Raw genomic sequence first — 20,218 nt, forward strand, 5'->3', positions numbered from 1 at the left:
AGGAGACTATGATGAAAAATTTATTGAAACTTACACAAATAGCAGGTATCAGTTTGATGTCTGTTGGCCTGGTAAACGCACAAACTTTTTTAGATTTAGAAACAAACGCTGTATCTGAAAACTTGTCTTCATATTTAAAAAGCGCCGATGATGGTTGGTTCGCCTACAGCATCCCTGCCGCCGCAGGAACCCATTCCATGTGTTGTTATAACCAAGGTGAAAAAGCCGCTTGTGATTTAACCAAGAAACAATATGGTTTTGGTTCATCCAGCGACAGCCTGTACACCGATAATATCCATGTGTTTGTTCATTTAGACAATGGCGGTATTAAGCGAGTGATGCCCATGGGTGATCATTGCCAAGTTAAGGCCAAAGGCTTGACCGTAGATTGGTTGACGGATGTGAGTAATAATGAAAGCATCAACTGGTTGAAACACGAGGCCTCTCAGAATGCCCATGACTCTAACAACAGTCTGTATGTCTTGAGTTTACATCAAGGCGATGCCGCACCAGAGGCGTTGGTTGATTTAGCAGCAGACAATGCCGGCGAATATTCAGAACAAGCGGTGTTCTGGTTGGGTCAGCGCCAAAGTGATGGGTATGAGTACTTGGCAGAATTATATGACAGCTTGCCGGTGGGTGAGGTGCGTCGCAAATTGAATTTCGCATTAAGCCAAAACAAGACCAAAGATTCAGTGGCATTGTTAAAAGGTATTGCATTGGAAGATCGAGATTCTGAACAACAAGCCGATGCCATCTTTTGGTTGAGCCAAACCGATGGCGTGACAGATTTACCAGAGTTTTTGATCGAATTAATGAGCACGACTGAAAGTGATGAAGTACAGGAAAAAGCCATCTTCTCTTTGTCCCAAATCCAAACATCAGAAGCCAATCAGGAGCTGGCTAAATTGGTCAAAGACCACAAAGACGCTGAAGTGCGTGAAAAATCATTGTTTTGGTTGGCCCAAAACAGCCCTGAACGCGCCCGCGTTGCGGCCATGGATTTATTGAAAACATCAAGCCGAGAATCGGAACAAGAAAATGCCGTATTCGTCTTATCACAGCTACCCAGCGAACAATCATCAGCCGCTTTATTCAGTGTGATTAAAGGCGACTACAACCGTAACATTAAAAAGAAAGCTTTGTTCTGGCTCAGCCAATCCGACAATGAAGACACCATCAGTCAGTTGGAAAAATTGCTCTAAAAGTAAGCAAAAGCAAGCCGAAGTCTGAAATATATTAGGCTTCGGCCATCATCGTTATTCATAGAATGACAGGCGTTGGTTTTGGTGGGCAGAGCCCACCTTACGATGCTGATTTTATCAATAACATGCCCAATCACCCTAAATCATTCAATGGTAAATGACCATGTTCATACAGGTGGTTGATAGCCACTTGCTCCGCGGCCATTCGCGCGGAGTAACCATCAAGGTATTTGCTCTGGTGGGCATTGGAGCTGTCGATGATTGTGTTGTGCTGATCGTATACAGCCCACCACCAATCATTCTCCGCTAACATTTCAGCATGCAAACGCAAACCATGGAACTCAGCACCACAATCATCATTCAAGTTGCCGGTCCAGTTGAAATGCATGCCATTTTTTTCAATGCCGTGGTGCTTCATGAACTGGCGGTAGAGTACCGGAATCATAAACAAAGTCAGCAAGGATGAAAAAGCCAAACCAAACACAATAGAGGAGGCCACAGGCCCCCAGAGTAATGATTTACCACCCAAGCCAGCGGCCAAAGAGAACAAACCAGCGATGGTCGTGGTGGTGGTCATGATGATTGGCACCACGCGGCGACGTGCGGCATAGACTGTTGCCAATAGAGGACGCTTACCATTTCTGATACGTTCATTGGCGGCATCAATCAGTACGATGGCACCGTTGACAGAGATACCTGTTAAGGCGATGATGCCATATAAGGTGTACAAACTCAGTGGGTTGTTGGTAATAAATAAGCCAAACACCACGCCAGTAAAAGCCATCGGTACGGTGACGAGAATCAACAATGGCTGGAAGTAGCTTCGCATTTGTGTGGCCAAGATCAAATAAATCAAACCCAAACCGAGCAGGAACAGGGCGCCCATGGCACCCAGTGATTCATTGACATCATCTAGTTCACCGGAAAAATCCAAGTCGGTATTGGGGTATTGGCTGCGGATCTCATTCCAAGCATCGACAATATCAGCATTGATGCGTGCGGTGTTGGTCAGTTCTGGATCGATTTCGGCCTCAACCGTGATGGCTCGGCGCAAGTTATAGTGACGAATGGTACTGCGCCCCACGCTGGTGGTTTGGGTGAACAAATTAGCAAAAGTGGTTTGGCCACCACCAGGCAAGGCCACTGGATCATTCATGATTTCATCAATGGCTTGAAGGTTGCGTTTTTTTGCGCGCACCCGCAGTTCAACTTTCTCGCCTTCATCGCGCATCAAAGCCACCACTTCGCCATCCAAATGTAAACGCAACAAGCGCGAGACGGTACCGGGGTCCAGGCCTAAGTTACGGATGTTCTGGTGGTTCAATTCCAGCACCAATTCAGAGCGGCCTGGCACGTCGTTGTCATTAACGTCTTTGGCACCGACCCGGGTTTCAACAATTTGTTTGACGGCGGTGGCGGCAGCACGCAGTTCAACGAAATCATCGCTGCGAACCTTGACGCTGACGGGTTTGCCAGCCGGTGGTCCGCCAGAGAGTTCTAAGAAAGAAATGATGCCATCACCTGGCGTATTGACTAAAGTCTCACGCATTGCTTCGACCACTTCAGCCACTGAACGCATGTCGCCTTGCTTTGGTAACAAAGCCACTTGGATTTGACCATACTGGTCACCGAACAGAATTTCCAGCTCAGTGAATTTGATGCCAGCCAATGAGGTGATGGCTCGAATTTCTTCGTCCTCAACAAATCCTCGCAAACGTTTTTCAACTTCGATGGTGTGCGCCAATGTCTGTTCTAATGGGGTATTGGATGGCATGTCCACATTGACATAGAACAGCCGGAACGGATCGAAAGTAAAGAATTCGGTTTTAACCTTTTCTTGTTGCATGATGCTGATGGCACCGAAGAAACAGAGGATTCCGAACACGATAATGACATACGGGCGCCGCATCATAAAACACAGGGCCTTGGTGTACTGGGTGCGCAGTTTTCGGGTCCAATTATTGCGCCAGTGCTGGGTTCGATCGGCGCCTCGGCCCAATGCCCTTTTTAACGGTTGTTGTAGGTGCTTCCATCCGGCACTGAGGTGTTTCACCGGGTTGTATTTGCTGCGAATTTTAACTGGCTTAATGTGTTGTTTGCCCTCACTGCCAATCACATGCGCTGGTAGGATCCAAAATGCCTCAATCAAACTGATGGCCAATCCCAGCGTCACCACAAAAGGAATCACGAACATGAAAGCACCTAAGATTCCTGGTAACAGCATCAAAGGCAAGAAAGCCGCAATGGTGGTCAACACACCTGCGGTGACTGGGGCACCCACTTCACGCAACGAATCAACCGCAGCCGTTAGGGCATCGGCACCTCGTTGCATGCGATAATAAATTGCCTCTACCACCACCACGGCATCATCCACCAACATACCCAGTACAATCACAATACCGAGCAACACCGAAACATTCAAGGTGTTACCGGTCATGTTCAATACCCACAAGGTGCCGGTGATCGAAAAGGCAATGCCCAAGGTCACAAAGAAGGCAATCTTAAAGCCCAAAAACAACCAACAGACAAACAGCACCAAAATCATGCCCAGGGCGGCATTGGTTTGCATGATGGATAAGGCATTGCGTGTCATGATGGTTTGGTCATCGGCCAGGATTAACTCAATACCCATGGCGTTGACCTGCTGGTTTTTATCATTGATGTAGGCATTGATGCGATCGACCAAGTCCAAGGTATTGACCATAGACACTTTAGTCACAGCCATGGAAACGGCTGGTTTGCCGTTGTAGGCAGCCAGTTGGGCGGCGTCCTCTCGTCCTCTGGATATTGATGCGATGTTATCCAGTGTAATGGCTGAATCGCCCACTGCAGGGAGCTGTATTTGTGCCACCAAGTCGGGTTGGTCGGTGGTGCCAGCCACCCTGACCAGCCATTCGTTACCGGCCACTTGGGCGCTGCCAGCTGAAACATCACGAAACGCACCGCGGATGGTTTCAGCCAATTGCACCGCGTTCAAGCCATGCGCAGCCAACAAATCAGGATCGAATTCAACATGTAATTCAGGGTCATGTAAGCCCGAAGGTGTGACTTGATCAACGCCGCGTAAGCCTTCTAAATCCTCTTTGATTTTGCGCGCTTGAGCGCGCAGCACTTCGTCATTGGCTTGGCCGGTGACCACCACCAAGGCGGTGGGGAAACCATTGGAAGTGGTCAACTCAATGATCAATGGGTCATCGGCATCATCGGGTAACTCGGCACTGGCCTTGTTTTGAATTTCTCGCCTCAGGTCATTGATGCGTTTGTCAAAGTTTCGTTCTCCTATGTCACGAAAGCGCACCAAAATATTAGACACCGACTCCCTTGAGGTGGAGTTGGTGAAACTGATGTCTTGGACGTTTTTAATCGCATCTTCTAAGGGTGAAGTAACCAGTTTTTCGACATCTTCAGCTGATGCACCTGGTAGGATGGTGTTTATGTTGACCCAATAAAAGTTGATTTCGGGGTCTTGTTCACGCGGCATGATGAGGTAGGAAGTGAGGCCCATCAGCACCACCACGGTAAATAAGATATTAACCAATGGATGGTTGGTGAGCATGCGTGAGAAGAATTTCATAAACAAGACCAGCCTTTATCTAACTGAGATGAGGTCGCCATCTTGCAGCCGTTCACGGCCACCGACAATGACCTGCCAGTTGTGATTTGCCTCAATGGCCACTGGCCGGCCTTCCTGCGCACCTGGCAAAGGAATGAATTTGGCTTGGTTGTTTTCTGCCACGAATACACCCAGTTGACCGGCTCGCTTGGTGATTAAATCAGCCGACAGCGATCGACCTGATAAGTACCACACCAGTTGGCCGGTTTGCCCCACCAGAGGGGCTCCTTCACTGGCCCTGAAACGGGCGTTTTGCATAGCTGCCTGGGTTTCTACCACCGGTGTCAGCTGAATCAATGTGGTGGGGTATGAAGCATTTTGTGTGACCAGTTCCATGCGACTGGCGCGACTCAATTGGTTGGCCAAATGACTGGGGATCTTGGCGTGAATTTCAGCATCAGTGGTTTGCACCAAACTCACCACTGGCCCACCTACTGCCATCAACTGACCCAGTTGGGCTTGACGCGCGCTAACAACGCCATCAAAGGGCGCTGTGATGGTGGTTTTTTCAAGTTGGCGTCTGGCGGTTTTTTCAGCCACTTTGAAGCGCATTAAGTCGGCTTTTAACACCGCCACATCGGTGTCTCTGGCTAACAAATCATCGGCCGAAATGTACTGACTGGTCTCTAATTCTTTGGCCCGATCTAAACGAACCTGAGCCTGTTTCAAGCGAGCTTGAGTGGCTGCTGTATTCGCCACTGCTTGATCCAGTTGTAATTGCCAGTCTGTGACATCCAGCTGCACCAACAAATCACCCTGTTTAACGGCGTCGCCGATATCGACGTTGATGTTGGCGACCGTTGCTGTGACTTCTGCGGCAATTTGTGCTGCATTTTTAGCCACCACTTGGGCATTGGCGCTTAAGCGTTGTTCAATCAAAACCGCTGCCAGCGGCTTGGTGGTGACAGGAATGGCAGCTGGTTGGTTGGTTTGTGCGCTGACTGAGAATGTGAACAGCAGTACTATTAAAAATTTCAAGTTGTTTTACTCCAGCAGTTCGATGCCATGATGGCTGTTTGGTGCAATTGGTCTATTTTAAAACATTGTGGGTTTAATGTGGGTTAATCATGGGCACAAAAAAACGCCTAAATTACCAGTCATTTAGGCCCTGGTGTGCAGGCGATTGCGGCCTTTTTTCTTGGCTGTGTACAAAGCTTGGTCTGCGGTTTTGATGGTGTCAGAAGCATTGGCGTGGCCGATTGAATCGGTCACACCAATGGAGACGGTGACCTGTACGGCCTTGGGTTTTTGGCCTTTGCGACGGTTGACCACAAAGGGTGTGGTGGCCACATCATCGATCACAGCTTGCAGGTGTTGTTTGACTTCACTGGCGCTGTGGTTGTTGAAAAAGATGGTAAATTCTTCGCCGCCATAGCGGTAAGCAACACCGCCCCCAGCGACTTCCCCAATCTTAGCTGCTATCATGCGCAGCACATCATCACCAACATCATGCCCATAGGTGTCATTGAAGTTTTTAAAATGATCAACATCAACCATGGCCAGCGCATAAATACCTAAACTGCGCTGTAACCGTTCTTCTAAGGCCCGCCTACCGGGTAGTGCTGTCAGCTCATCGACATAAGCCAAGTGCCAAGCATTTTGTAGTGCACTGAGCAACAGGATCAACAAGGCAGCAATGGCGGTTAGGGTGTTGATCAATGCACCATCGGTGATAAACAAAGACAACAAACCCAGTAGTGTGATCAAGGCATTGAAGGAGCCCCTTTGTTGTTTGAAAAACAGCCACAGTGATGTGATTGCACAACATAACAACCACAGCAACACCAGTACCTGTGGCAGTTCAGTGGCGACCCAATAGTCCGCCAACAATAAATTGTATTCAAATAACTCCGATAACCAATCGGGCTGACGGGTAGCCAGTCCTTGAGTCAGACCCAACAAGGATAAATTAATGATATGCACAGGCAAAGACGCCCATCCGAACAAGCCCCTTTCTGGTAGCAAGCTCACAGCCAAAGTCATCAAACAACAGACCACAAACAGTAACTCTATTGAAATGGCCCATAAGCCCTTGTCATCACCAAACAACGCCAGCATGATGATTAAACCCAAGTAAAACAGGGATGAAGTATTGAAATACAATGCGACCACTGTCACAAACAGCGCCAAAAAGTAGGGCAAATAAGGCACCATCAGCTGTAAGTTTTCAGGCAATTTTGAAAAATAAAAATAGCCAATCACCAACAAACCAATGATAAAAAAAGCAGGTATGGATGTTTTCAGTAACTTCAAAGTCTGTCAGTGGGTAAGGATTAATCAATGATAATCACTGGCGCCAGAAAATGCTATGATTATGGTTGTGAAGAGTGAAACGCTGCCAGATTGGAGTTGAATCAGATCCTGTGAATGATGGCAGTAAAAAGGCTCAAACACCACAAAATAAAAAACAACAAAAGAGAGAAAGCCATGAACAAACTAACAGTTACCTTGCTGGCACTGCTGCTGCCATTCATCATTCAAGCAGAAAATATCAAAGCCTTGGTCGGCGGGGTATTGATTGATGGCTTCAAAGATCAGCCGATTCAAAACTCGGTGGTTATTATTGAAGGTGAAAGAATCAAAGCAGTGGGTGCCATGGGCGATGTTGAGATACCCGCAGGTGCTGAGGTTATTTCCACCGAGGGCATGACTGTGCTGCCCGGGTTGTGGGACATGCATGTGCACTTACAAATCAATGGCCATGCGGATTACAAGCACTGGCACAGCACCTACCCGCCGCGTTTTGAAAAAGAAATCATGCCGGCATCAGCCCATCAATTATTGATGGCGGGAGTGACATCTGCCAGGGATTTGGGCGCGCCACTTGAAACGATCATCAAGGTGCGTGATGCCATCAACAAAGGCGAAATACCCGGCCCTACCATGTATGTTTCCGGCCCCTTCATTCAAAAAGCACCCTACCCAGGTACGGAACTCTACCGTTGGGGTGTGGACGGTGCAAGTGATGCCAGAGCCAAAGTGAAAAAATTAGCCGATGCCGGTGTCGATGTGATCAAACTGATTGACCAAGACCAAATGACTGAAGCAGAATTGATGGCTGTGGTTGATGAGGCTCATAAGCATGATTTGCCGGTGGTGGCCCACGCACACCGACCCAAAGAGATTTTATTGGGCCTGAAAGCGGGAGTTGATAATTTTGAACACACCGGGTTATCAACCGCGCCGGAATACCCGCCTGAAGTGATTGCCGGATTGCGCGAACGGGCGGCACAAATGAACATTGGCCCATTGTTTTGGACGCCAACCGTAGAAGGGTTGTTTAACTATGATTATGTCAAAAACAACACCGAAAAGTTTGATAACAGCAGCTGGCATTTGGACATGCCAGAGGACATCATTGATGACATCAAACAATCCATCACCCACCCAGAACGGTTACCTTATTTTCAAATCACCAGCAAACGCAAACCCACCTTGAAACGCAAAATTCAGCAGTTACGCGATGCGGGGGTGGTGTTGATGATTGGAACAGACAGTGGTATCCCGCTGAAATTCCACAGTCAATCAACTTGGAATGAATTGGATATTTGGGTAAGAGAAATGGGTATTTCACCCATGGAAGCCATACGCGGTGCCAGCTACTGGCCATCGGTGATGATGAAAGTGGACCATGAAGTGGGTACCATTACCGAGGGCAAGTATGCCGACATCATCGCCGTTAAAGGCGATGTGCTGCGCTATATCAACCTGCTACAAAATGTTGACATGGTGATTAAACACGGCGAACGCGTCAAATAACAGTTGAGCAATCACTGACAACCATTCCGTTGGTTGCCAGTGATTGTGGTGATTACTCAAAACCAGTGCTGAATATCACGTCATTTTCAGGAATGAAAATGGCGTTTATTTGTTTGTCTCTGTCCATGGTCAGCAAGCATGGGTTGGTGGCATCAACACATTGTCCTTGGCTGCTTTGCCAGCGATTGAATACATAGCCTGCATCGGGCACAGCCACAAGTGTCAAATTGGTTCCCAGTGGGAAGTCAAAATCACAGGTTCCCATACAACTCACGCCCTGGCTACCACTCACTGAACCCAATCCACTGACAGCCACGTCCAACAGGATGTTGGGCCCGCCCTGCTGGTACAAGAAAGCTTCATCATAGCCAGGATGTTCTGCCAAGCCGGTGAAACCCCCTTGGGCAGTAAAGACAATGCCCAGACGTGAGGGTGTGACTGACATATCCTCTGTCACACTGGGGTATCGGGCATTGCCACCAAATTGCTGGTTGTTGGTTTGTTTGGATATCAAACTGGTGGTGCCCTGATCAAAGTCGTACAAGTACACATCTTCTCTGAAATCATTATCCTCTGACAACGCCACTTCGCTGGTGGAGTAGGCTACATAACGCCCCGCATTAGATAGGCTGAGATAGGACAGACCATTGTTGGACTGCAACGGATTGCCGTTGGTATCTTGGCTGACTAAATGCAGCAATTGCGTGGAGCGCTCGTACAGCAGCGCTTGATAAGTAAAGGTGTTCTCCAAATAGGTGTCGTTGGTCAAATTGGTGGCCAAAGTCAGAAAAGTGATGACGTTCGCATCATCATCGATTTGAGGAAAAAATGATTCTTGGTTGCCTTCTACCAGGGTTGGCGTTTGACTGACGCGGGTGATATCCCCCGCTGGCCAATCGACCACGAATACATCGTATGTGAGGTTGGTGTCTGTATTGACCAGGTTATCAGCCAATGAAGCAAAAACAATACTGGTATTGTTGGCCGATCCATTGATTTGTGGCTGAAGGGAATCTGCATTGCCGGCCACACCACTTTCATTTTGGCTGACCAGGCTCAACGATGAATCCACCGGATCATAAAGGTAAGCATCAGAAAACGTATTGGTGTCTTCGTTGGTCAAGTTGACTCCGGATTGAAACACCACCATACCAGCGTCATTGACGCTGGGAAAAAACCCGGCGGCGATTTGTGTGTATTGTTGATTGATGCGATCATATAAAAACACCTGAAAATCACCCAAATCAACTGTGGCATTGGGTTGAAAAAATCGTGAGGTGAAGGTGATGTATTGGCCAGAAGGTGAGATGTCATGTGAATTTTGAGCCACATTGAAACCTACCTTTTGGTGTAGGTTGGTGTCTCTGTTGAGCAGGAACAAGTCATTGATGGCGTCCTGGTCGTTGGGGGTTGTGAGGTTGGTGGTGGTACTGTCATAGATGACCCAGTTGTGATCGTTGTTCATCTTCGGAAGACCCACATTGGCAATGATGGTGTTGGGATTGAAAGCCAATGGATTAATCAGTGAAGTTTGTTGTTGTGGCAAGTCATGAACATACAGCTTGCTGTAAGGTGAAAAATCTGATTCATTCAGTAGGTTGGATGACGTGATTAATAACAGTTGGTCACCATCGGCAGAGAGGCTGTAAGGAAAGGCCGATACTGTGATGTCTGGAAACTGCGGGTCAGGTGTGAATGCCAGGATGTCTAAATTCTCGCTCTGAGTGTCATAGATATAAATATCATTCTGGCTATTGGTGTCCTCTGTTAACAACACATTGGAAGTAGAAAAAATGATTTCACTGCTGTCGGCTTTGAACAGCACGCTGAACACATTGGGTGAAGTAAACTCTTGCCCATTCGGATCTAGGTTGATGCGGATGTTTTGAGTGCCATTGAAATAAAATAAATCACTGCGGTCATTGTTGTCATTGGCGACCAGGTCGTTATTTCGAGATTCATGCACAACCATGCCGCTGTTACTGACACCCAACTCCGATGCACCACTGAATTGGCTGTCTGCGGTTGGGTTGCCATTGGGTTGCACAGTGACCAGTGTCGTTGAGCCAGTGTCTCTATCCAGTAAATAAACATTGCTGCCGACTACGGATGCATCGATCAAATTATCGGCTCGTGAGGCGAATGTAATGTACCTGCCGTTGGCCGACACACTGAAATCCCTGATGTCGTCTTCGGCTTCTTCAGTCTGATCAAATGACAGACTCAACAAGGTATAGCTGTCATTGTCCAGATTTTTGAGGTACAGGTTTTCTCTGAAATTATTATGTAAAGGATCAATTTCTTCCCGAGTTAAAAATATGATTTGATCTCCCGCATCACTGAGAAAAACATCAGACTCCACTTCAAAAACGTCTCCTTGATCATCAACACTCACTATTTCCAATTGTCCGGATTGCATGTTTTTTAAATACAGGTAAGTGTCAAAGCTGTCCAAGCTTCGTGCTGTGAATGCCACCAGGGTACCGTCCGAGGTGGGTCGGGCTGGCGAGATGCTGAGAAAATCCAGTTGTTGTCCATTGGTCTGTTTGTTGACCATTTGCACCGTGTCCATTAATGTGTCATAAAGGAACAAGTCGGAGCTCTGATTGGTGTCATCGGCGACAATGTTGGACGCACTGCTGGTGAAAGCGATGAAACGTCCGTTGGCTGAATACACTGCGTCATTGACACTGGCATTCTGAATGGAAGGACTCTGTGCTTCTGGTTGACTCAACCAATGTATGGCTTGAGCATGGATAAATTGGCTGACACACAGTGACAGAATAAATACGACTGATTTCATGGTACGCTCCTACTAATTAAACTTGAATCGGCAACCCCGATTAATGGTTCGAGTTTAGGAGATGTGATTTTTTTAGGTTTGAAAAAAAAATGAAAAAGTTCTGAAATTTGTTTTTTAAGACTTCAGACTGGTGATTTCAAGCCATCCCAACGTTCATAAATTTCATGAAACGAATGCTTTCAGGGGTTGCCTTGATAGAGGGTATTGAGCCATTGTTGGTCCTCTGATTGCCAAAATTCATTGGCATTTTTTTGACTTTTTAAAGCTGCTTTAAGCGCTTCTTGGGTTTGCCCTGTCGCGGCCAACCATTTTGATTTTAATAACAGGAATGGGTAATCCGCCGGCGATTTTGGTAGGTCATCAACCGCATTGATGATGCTTTGAGCGTGCGCATAATTTTGCTTTTCAATGTGGAGCTCCAACAGTTTATTGTTGATGTCGTGAATGGTTTCGTAATCGCTGGTTTGTAAAGCCAGCGCTTTGGTTTGGTGGAGTAAATCTAGTGCTTGTTGGCTGTTATTTTGGTGCATTAAAACCCGTGCGCGTTGCACATTCAGTCTGGGTTGTAGCCTGACTTCATGGCTGTCATTGATGTGGGTTTGAATGTTTTCGATGAGCGGTTGTGCTTTTTCAATCTGTCCTTGGTCCAAGGCCAGGTCCAAGGCCAGTAGTTGGTGTTTAAATAGGCCTCTCTGAAAATTATTATCGGAGGACAGGCGCAGGTATTCACTCAATGCAACTTCAGCTTGAGGCCATTGTTTGCGTTTTCTGGCAATTTCTATTTCAAATTGTTGGGCAGCCATCAGCATGGCGAAATAGTCAATTTCAATGGCAATTTGTCGCATCTCACTCATGTGTTCCCATGCTTGACTGAGTTGACCGTTGGACATTTTGACATAGGCCAGCTCATTCAGTGCAGCACCCACACCGAGGCGGTAATCAGCTTCGCGATAAATGGCAATGGCACGCATCAAGTAATCACTGGCTTGATCATACTCTGCTTCGTGATTGGCAATGCGAGCCAGCAATGAACTGGTCATGGCAGCACTCATTAGATCAGACATGTTGTTGTAATGCTGGTAGGCCAGATCAGCTGCCTGTTTGGCTTCCTCAGTTCGCCCCACTTGTAACAGTACACTGCCTTTGCGGTGCCAGGCCTTAGACAACATGTCCAGATCGTATTCATCCTGTAACTCAACTATCACTTCATCCAGTAATTGTAATGCATCATCGTAGCGATGTAGGGCTGTTAATGGATAGCTGATTCCAATTTTAATCGGCAGCAACTGGCCGTTGTTTTCTTCAGGGAATTGATTCAATAAAGATTGGTAGACGCTGACAGATTCATTGTGTAATCCCATGGTGTCAAGAATATCTGCATAAAGAGATTGGGCGGCGATTTGTATCGTGGGGTAGGCTGCATTATTTTTCAACAGTTCGAGGGTTTCCAAACTGGTTTCAGTATCGCCCATTGCATTTTGAACTTCGGCCAATTGCAGTTGGCCGAGTACAAATTCAGGGCTTTGCTCAATCACCAATTGAGTATAGTTTTGTGCCTGGTCCAGTAATCCCTGATCCATTGCATCCAAACTGCGCAGGTATAATTCCAATACATGCACATCTGCTGGCAACATTTGAGTGATGCGCTCGGCTTTGCTGTTCAGCTTCGAGTTTTCAAATAACCATTGATGACCGTCTATCATCACCGCAGTCAGGTCATCAGAGGTGAATGATTGTTGTACTGTTTGTCCAGCTTGTTCCACACTGAGGCTCAGGAAGTAGCCGTTCTCTAACTGCAACAATTCACTGTTAATCACCTGTAGTTCTGGATTGATACGCTGGTAATTGGCCACAAACTGATCAATGTCCAGGTGCCGAGGTTTGTCTTTGATGCCTATGATGCGGTTGTTTCCAGATTGTTTGAATAGTTTTTGCAGCAGTTGTTGGCTGCTGTTGTCTAGCCAGTTTTGTTCTTGATTGTTGTTATCGGTTTGTAGCCACAACACCGGTTGAGGTGGAACTTGTTCGGCCATAGATGTTTCTTGATTGAAGAAAAACCAAGTCAATAGGGCCAGAACAGGAAGTATGGTGGCCCATTTCAAGCCCCTGTTCTCTTTTTGTTCTGGTTCACTTGATGTCACTAAAATGACCTCTGGTATCCATTGAAAGCCCTTGCCATAGGCTGTTTTAATGATGGTTCGATCATCATGTTCTGCAAAGGTTTTACGGATTTTGGAAATGGCTTGATCGATTGAGTTTTGGGTGACGATTTTATCGTTCCACACTTCATCGATGATTTGTTCTTTGGTAATAACCTCACCTTGTTTTTGTAAAAACAACAGCAAAACCTGGTAGTTGGTCTTGGTGATTTCAATCTCTTTGCCCTGAAAGAACAGTGCTTGTTTTTTTGAATCCAGGGTAAAGCCCAAAAATTGGTACTTCATGGTGGGTCGTTTATTTGGCATATTTAATTCTATTATTTTAGCAGGTTATCGTTTAACGGGTTGTTTTTTTGACCGTGGATTGTTGCAAGTTTTAGCGTTATTTTAATCGCCACAAGGTTTGAATTGGCGGTTGTTGGTGGACTCAGATAAAGACCTTCAAAGCCAACCGTGACACCACTTTCTCTTATCATTCAATTCAGAGACATTGATTAAAAACGTTCTTTTGGTCAACACTGCCTGAATTTGGCAATGGTTAATCTCACCATTTTTTTGTTGTTCAATGCGGGTGATGAGAAAATGCTTTTCGCGATTTTCAGGGTGCAATGAGGTCCATTTGCTGTTGCGTAATTTTTTGGGGTTGGTGGGGGTTATGGGGCTCACAACAAATACAAAATGCTGTGACGGATGCGCCTGGATAAAATGTTCTTCGCGCCTAAGTACATCGGCTCTAAATTATCTGAGTGGATGATTTTTCCGGCTGGATCGGTCTTGATGATTTGTTCTTCTTTCAGCACACTGATGAATTGTTTGAACAGGTTTTTGTCAAAGAAATCAGGTGAATTGAACTCATAGAGCAAGGATAACTGACTGGCCACTTGTTGACACAAGGATTCAAGCTCGCCACTGGTCAGGGTGCCTGAGCCACGTTTTTTCAGCAAGGCAATCACGATAAAGAATCGTTCGTAAGTTTGCATCAGCGCATTGGCTAAAACCCGCAGTTGTGCGGCTTGTAATGAGCCGCCTTTGTGGCGCTCTAAATTACGCCCCACCGATACCAGCAGGTCTAAATCCTTCAGCAGTTTCAGTGTTTTCCTGCCATATTCAACAAATTCTTCTCGGGTCCATTTGAGAAAAAGTTCATTTTTGATGAAGGGGTAAACAATCGCCATTAAACGCAAAATCTCACGGCGGGGTTGTTTTAAATCATTAACAAAAAACATCGCTATGAATGAGCTGGCAGCAAATAGGTGCAGCACGTTGTTGCGGTAATAGGTCATCAACACGCCCATTTCGTCTTTGACTTGAACAACATCACCCAATGGATGCTCAACGCGTTGGATGAAGCCTAAGTTCACGCCCTTGGCAATGATTTCATCCACCGTTAATTCAGTGACGGTGGTGCGTTCAGAATATGGCAGATTCAGAATAATCTTTCGGTACAGTTCAATTTGTGCTCTCAGGTTCTTCTCAGATGCAGCACGGTTGGGTGTTGATAACAGCGTCACAGCCAATAGGTTTATGGGGTTGACGTGTGAGGCCTTGTTGATGTTAGTGAGGATTTCATTGCCGGCCTCTGACACCACATCTTTGAACCACTGTGGTTTCTCTTTCACCCCAAGCTTAATTTCACGCCAATTGGGTTGGTGTTTGTCCAATAAACGGTCCAACTCAATGTGTTCAGAAAAATTAACCGTCAATCGCCCATAGTCTTCTTTCAGTAACTTCCACGTTTTGAACAAACCACCGATGGACTCTTTCTTCTTGCCTTTACCACCCAATTCATTTTTGTAGGAGGCACCTTCCATCAACTTTTCATAGTTCAGTGATGAGGGCACAAACACCAAAGGCTTGCTACGCTCATTCAAATAACTGCGCACTGTCATCGCCAACATGCCTGCTTTGGGGTGCAACAAACGGCCAGTTCGCGAACGGGTGCCTTCAATGAAATATTCAATTGATACACCGTGCGCAATCAATGAACTTAAGTACTCAGAAAAAATGGTTGAGTACAGTGCCGAATTGAATGAACGCCGCAGAAAAAACGCACCTGAACCGCGCAAAATCCGACCGACTACAGGCAGGTTTAAATTGATACCTGCCGCTATGTGCGGTGGCACGATGCCCCGCTCATACAAGGAATATGACAGGATCAGGTAATCGATGTGGCTGCGGTGACAAGGAGTATAGATGATTTCTTTTTCAGTGGCCAAGTTCCTCAACTCATCAAAAAAGTTGAGTTTAACGCCGTCATAGACCTTGGTCCAAAACCAGCGGAAAATGCCACTCATGAATTTGATGGCTGAATAGGAATAATCCGCGGCTATTTCACGGATAATTTTCTCTGCCTCCTTCTCAGCAATTTCCGGCGCCAACTTACGCCGTTCCGCATAATTCCGGATTTCTTGCTGGACAATGGGTCTTTTAATGATGTTCTTAGCAATGGTGCGACGATGCGATAAATCGCGGCCTACCACGGATGTTTTGACGCGGTTGTTGTGTAAGCGCAAAACCCGTGAAAGCTTGTGAGTCATCCTCACAGGGTCATCTTGGGTGTCTAAATCTTTGTTGACTAAAATCGGTTGGCTGAGCCTGACCAAAGTATGCTTGCCATGAACCAACACCGAGAAAAATTTCCTGAAGCGGCCTGTGATGCCCCACTTCTCGGAGAAAATGACTTTAAAGAAACCATGGTCTTTGTCTGGTGCTCGACCTAAAAAAACCGAGATGGGTATCAACTGCAGTTGTTTGTTTTGGTCGTTGCGGATTTGAACAATCAGGTCTTCTAGTTGTGTTTCAAAGTCTTTGAAGTCCAGTTTTTGGTTCCAAAAACCAACTGTTTTCTCTGATGCCAAAATGCTTTTTTTCAACCCAAACTCGGAGTCTAATTTGAATGGTTTGGGTAAATTGCCTCGATTGATTTCTTCCCACAATATGCTTCTTGATATGGTTGATTCGCTTGAGAGCACATATAAAAAAGGAATGTCAGGGTTGATTCCCAGGCTTTTCAGCTTGGTAGGAGAATATTCTACTTTGACCCGCAGGTAAAGTAATTTACTTAACAGTGACATCAGCGCGTGGTAGCATCAAAGCTGAAAAAGGGCCGCAACGCGACCCTTTCGCTGTGAAATGAATGGGTTGATTACTGTTCGCCAACCCAAACGCCGTCTTTCTTAACCATGTTCATAACTTGTTTGACTTCTTCACCGAAAACATCAAATTTGACATTCATGGTGGCTTTATCGCCTTGCACGTCAACCGTTTCGACTTCCACTGAATCCAACATGTCATTCATGGAGATACCGTAGGCACCCAAAACATCTTTAACACCACCGAATACCACCGAACCTTTTTCTAAGGCTTGGTCGAAACTCAGGTTTTGTACTTCATCCAACGAAGTCATGTTCAACGATCTGGCTGTGCTGACCACGGCAGCAATGGCTGCTTTGGTTTTTTCTTCACTCAAAATGTCATTTTCACCAGCCCAATCCATCGCCGCGCCAACTACAGTAGCGGCTGAATCGCGTTGTGCTTCTGGCAACATGGGGTTGGTTTTGATGCCTTGGATGATTTGGTCTTTACCCATCATCAACATCATTGGCAGCATGGCACGCGCTTGTTCGAGTTGTGGTGCAGCCATAGCGTACAACTGGTCTTCAGCGCCTTCACCGGTCAACATGCCGATGGTGGTAGCAAACTGAGCTTTATCAGCTTCTGAAAAACTGGTTGATTTATTGTTTTCAAATTCAGTCACCAGTTCGTTGTACTGCTCTTCGCTCAATGAATTTTTAACCAAGGAGGCCAAATCGTTGGACTTCATTGCCGCAATTGAAGCCATGAAGGCGCCATCTGGGCTGCTGGTGTCCAATTTAGCAATTTCACTGGCTGCAGAGTTTGTGCCTTCATCATTGCCACCACAGGCAACCAATCCAACGGTTGCGATCAACAGCAGTGCTATCAGTTTAATTCGTTTGTTCATGTGTTCCTCTTCTCTGTATTTAAATGTAAACCAGCTATTATCCCTTGAATAAAGCCAATTCACAAGATTACTCTACAAAATGTAGCGACTTAAGTCCTCATCTTGGGCCAATTCACCCAATGCTTTATCAACATGTTCGGCATCAATCACATATTCTTGGCCTGATTTATCTGAAGCATCAAAAGCCACTTCATCCAAAAGATTTTCCAGCACAGTATGTAGTCTTCGGGCCCCAATGTTTTCGGTTTTTTCGTTCACCGACCAAGAGATTTCAGCGATGCGCTTGATGCCCTCATCAGTGAAGCTCAGGGCGACGTCTTCGGTGCCAATCAAGGCTTTGTATTGTTCGGTCAGTGAATGCTCAGGTTCGGTTAAGATGCGTTCGAAGTCATCACTGGTCAATGCCCGCAGTTCAACCCTGATGGGCAAGCGGCCTTGTAGTTCAGGGATTAAATCAGAGGGTTTGCTCAAATGAAAAGCGCCTGAAGCGATGAACAATATGTAGTCGGTTTTGATGGTGCCGTACTTGGTGTTAACCACCGAGCCTTCAATCATGGGCAACAAATCACGTTGCACGCCCTCACGTGAGACCTGTCCTGAGCCGCCCATGCCACCACTTTTGGCGACTTTGTCAATTTCATCAATGAATACAATGCCGTTTTGTTCGGCTTGGGCCAGCGCTTGTTGCCTGATCTCATCTTCATTGATCAGTTTCTGTGCTTCCTGCTCTGCCAACACAGGCAGTGCTTGTTGCACCGTCATTTTTTTGCTTTGTTGTTTTTTCTTGCCCAAATTTTCGAACATGCTTTGTAGTTGATCAGTCATTTCCTCCATGCCGGGAGGGCCCATGATGTCAACACCCATGTTCATATCAACTTTGATTTCTATTTCTTTGTCACCCAGTTTACCCTCACGCAATTTGGTTAGGAACTTGGCTCGGGTATTTGAATCGTCAACAGCCTCACCCGGAATCGGTGATTCTCTTTTCGGCAACAGATAATCCAACACGCGCTGCTCAGCCGCGTCTTCGGCCTTTTTGGTGACTTGTCGCATGGCCGCTTCACGGGTTCTTTTCATGGATGATTCAACCAGATCTCTGATGATTGATTCCACATCTTTACCGACATAGCCAACTTCGGTGAATTTGGTGGCTTCCACTTTAATAAAAGGCGCATCAGCTAAAATTGCTAAACGCCGTGCAATTTCAGTTTTACCTACACCCGTGGGGCCAATCATCAAGATGTTTTTTGGTGTGATTTCTTTCGCCATGGCATCATCCAACTGCATCCGGCGCCAGCGGTTTCGAAGGGCGATGGCTACCGAGCGTTTGGCTTTGTGTTGACCAATGATGTGTTTGTCCAACTCTTGGACGATTTCTCTTGGAGTCATGTTTGACATAGTGATTCCTTTATAATTCCAGTGTTTCTATGGTGTGGTTGCGGTTGGTGTAAATGCAAATATCGGCAGCGATGTTCAAGGACTCTTTGACCAACTTTTCAGCTGGCAATTTCGAGTTTTTGATCATTGCCAAGGCAGCAGCTTGGGCAAACGGCCCACCTGAACCAATAGCGATCAAACCGTGTTCGGGTTCAATCACATCGCCATTGCCTGAGATGATCAGAGAGGTTTCTTTATCGGCTACCGCCAACAAAGCTTCCAAGCGACCCAGTCGTCGATCGGTACGCCATTCTTTGGCCATTTCAACGGCTGAACGGACCAAATGTCCTGAGTGTTTCTCTAAGTTAGCCTCAAAAACCTCAAACAGGGTAAAGGCATCAGCGGTGGCGCCAGCAAAGCCAGCCAGCACTTCATTGCGATAAAGCCGTCTGACTTTACGTGCATTGGATTTCATCACGGTGTTGCCCAAAGTGACTTGACCGTCACCACCAATGACCACTTGGTTTTTGTCACGGTAACTGACAATGGTCGTTCCGCGGTAGTTATGCATGGATTCTTTCATGAATGATTTGTTTGTAATTATGTGTTGCTTAAATGGGTTGTAACTGAGAAAAATCAATCACTTGATGGTTACTTTGTTATCGCCAACATTTTTTGGCAAAAAAAAACACCGCCTGAATCAGCGGTGTTTCCCACAGCGTTAACTGTTCAGTTGAATTACCAGCCGCGCTTGCGCTTGGATTTACGGAAGCGGCGGTTTCTTGCTCGACTGACGGCTTCTTGATCTTTAATTTCTGCCCACTCTTCCAAACTGAATGGACCATTTTTGGCGTATACCAATCGGGCCCTACAAAAATCTTTGTATTCCATCATTTCATCTTCAACGGCATCCATGGTGCCGTCAATCACAATACAGTCATCAACATAACCAATGCCAGGAATATGATCTGGTATGACATCATTGTCATCGATGAAGTATTTGATGGTGGCATTGATTTTTTCTTTGTTGCTGTCTTCTATGACCCAAGTTTGGTCTTCAACCATGCTCAGCATCATTTGCAAACAACCCACTTGGTCAATAACATAACCGTCATTGATGCTGTTGCGCACTTCACGGACTTTCTCTAATGCCTCTTTGACATCATTAGAATCGATGTTGGTGCCATGCTCTTCTATGAATTTATTAAAATGTGCTTTGACTTGATCATCAATATCTATCGAAACTGTTGCCATGAGTTTTCCTCTGTCAAAAATAAGTTATTATAAACAGCCTGAATGATAAATCAAATGGCTGAAACG

13 protein-coding genes are annotated in these 20,218 nt (G+C 46.2%); 2 read left to right on the forward strand and 11 right to left on the reverse strand.

What is annotated here, in order from left to right:
* The first annotated feature begins 11 nt into the window (after nucleotides 1-11).
* Nucleotides 12-1,205 (forward strand): HEAT repeat domain-containing protein, encoded by a 1,194-nt coding sequence (locus QNI24_RS02460; protein WP_283708472.1) that lies wholly within the window; start codon nucleotides 12-14, stop codon nucleotides 1,203-1,205.
* A gap of 133 nt (nucleotides 1,206-1,338) precedes the next feature.
* On the opposite strand, the gene QNI24_RS02465 is transcribed toward QNI24_RS02460, so the two are convergent.
* The 3 genes from QNI24_RS02465 to QNI24_RS02475 all read right to left on the reverse strand — a co-directional run bounded on the left by QNI24_RS02465 (nucleotide 1,339) and on the right by QNI24_RS02475 (nucleotide 7,071).
* Nucleotides 1,339-4,779 (reverse strand): efflux RND transporter permease subunit, encoded by a 3,441-nt coding sequence (locus QNI24_RS02465; protein ID WP_267175835.1) that lies wholly within the window; start codon nucleotides 4,777-4,779, stop codon nucleotides 1,339-1,341.
* Between the two features lie 15 nt (nucleotides 4,780-4,794).
* Nucleotides 4,795-5,796 carry an efflux RND transporter periplasmic adaptor subunit gene (locus QNI24_RS02470; RefSeq protein WP_267175836.1) on the reverse strand — a complete coding sequence of 334 codons (1,002 nt, stop codon included), beginning with the start codon at nucleotides 5,794-5,796 and terminating at the stop codon, nucleotides 4,795-4,797.
* 123 nt (nucleotides 5,797-5,919) lie between these two features.
* Nucleotides 5,920-7,071: a GGDEF domain-containing protein gene (locus QNI24_RS02475; RefSeq protein ID WP_267175837.1), complete on the reverse strand. Its 1,152-nt coding sequence runs from the start codon at nucleotides 7,069-7,071 to the stop codon at nucleotides 5,920-5,922.
* Nucleotides 7,072-7,245: 174 nt separating this feature from the next.
* Between QNI24_RS02475 and QNI24_RS02480 the strand changes: the two genes are divergently transcribed.
* Nucleotides 7,246-8,577 carry an amidohydrolase family protein gene (locus QNI24_RS02480; protein ID WP_283708473.1) on the forward strand — a complete coding sequence of 444 codons (1,332 nt, stop codon included), beginning with the start codon at nucleotides 7,246-7,248 and terminating at the stop codon, nucleotides 8,575-8,577.
* Between the two features lie 52 nt (nucleotides 8,578-8,629).
* On the opposite strand, the gene QNI24_RS02485 is transcribed toward QNI24_RS02480, so the two are convergent.
* From QNI24_RS02485 to QNI24_RS02520, 8 genes are all read right to left on the reverse strand, one after another.
* On the reverse strand, nucleotides 8,630-11,380 hold the full coding sequence (locus QNI24_RS02485; protein WP_267175839.1) for an InlB B-repeat-containing protein: 2,751 nt from the start codon (nucleotides 11,378-11,380) through the stop codon (nucleotides 8,630-8,632).
* Between the two features lie 179 nt (nucleotides 11,381-11,559).
* On the reverse strand, nucleotides 11,560-13,824 hold the full coding sequence (locus QNI24_RS02490; protein ID WP_267175840.1) for a winged helix-turn-helix domain-containing protein: 2,265 nt from the start codon (nucleotides 13,822-13,824) through the stop codon (nucleotides 11,560-11,562).
* A 156-nt stretch (nucleotides 13,825-13,980) separates the two neighbouring features.
* Nucleotides 13,981-14,205 (reverse strand): TIGR02450 family Trp-rich protein, encoded by a 225-nt coding sequence (locus tag QNI24_RS02495; protein WP_283708474.1) that lies wholly within the window; start codon nucleotides 14,203-14,205, stop codon nucleotides 13,981-13,983.
* The gene (gene plsB, locus QNI24_RS02500) at nucleotides 14,202-16,613 is read right to left on the reverse strand and encodes a glycerol-3-phosphate 1-O-acyltransferase PlsB (RefSeq protein ID WP_267175841.1); all 2,412 of its coding nucleotides are present in this window, start codon (nucleotides 16,611-16,613) and stop codon (nucleotides 14,202-14,204) included. Before plsB ends, QNI24_RS02495 begins: the two co-directional genes overlap by 4 nt.
* A 71-nt stretch (nucleotides 16,614-16,684) precedes the next feature.
* Nucleotides 16,685-17,521 (reverse strand): hypothetical protein, encoded by an 837-nt coding sequence (locus QNI24_RS02505; RefSeq protein WP_267175842.1) that lies wholly within the window; start codon nucleotides 17,519-17,521, stop codon nucleotides 16,685-16,687.
* 72 nt (nucleotides 17,522-17,593) lie between these two features.
* On the reverse strand, nucleotides 17,594-18,910 hold the full coding sequence (gene hslU, locus QNI24_RS02510; RefSeq protein ID WP_488192486.1) for an ATP-dependent protease ATPase subunit HslU: 1,317 nt from the start codon (nucleotides 18,908-18,910) through the stop codon (nucleotides 17,594-17,596).
* Nucleotides 18,911-18,929: 19 nt separating this feature from the next.
* Entirely contained in the window at nucleotides 18,930-19,481 is a 552-nt protein-coding gene (hslV, locus tag QNI24_RS02515; protein WP_458368000.1) for an ATP-dependent protease subunit HslV, read from the reverse strand.
* Between the two features lie 155 nt (nucleotides 19,482-19,636).
* Complete coding sequence (locus tag QNI24_RS02520) at nucleotides 19,637-20,152, reverse strand: DUF1232 domain-containing protein (protein ID WP_267175845.1); 516 nt, start codon at nucleotides 20,150-20,152, stop codon at nucleotides 19,637-19,639.
* Nucleotides 20,153-20,218: the final 66 nt, after the last annotated feature.

It is taken from the genome of Marinicella marina, from assembly GCF_030065545.1.
GTDB classification, from domain to species: Bacteria; Pseudomonadota; Gammaproteobacteria; order Xanthomonadales; family Marinicellaceae; genus Marinicella; species Marinicella marina.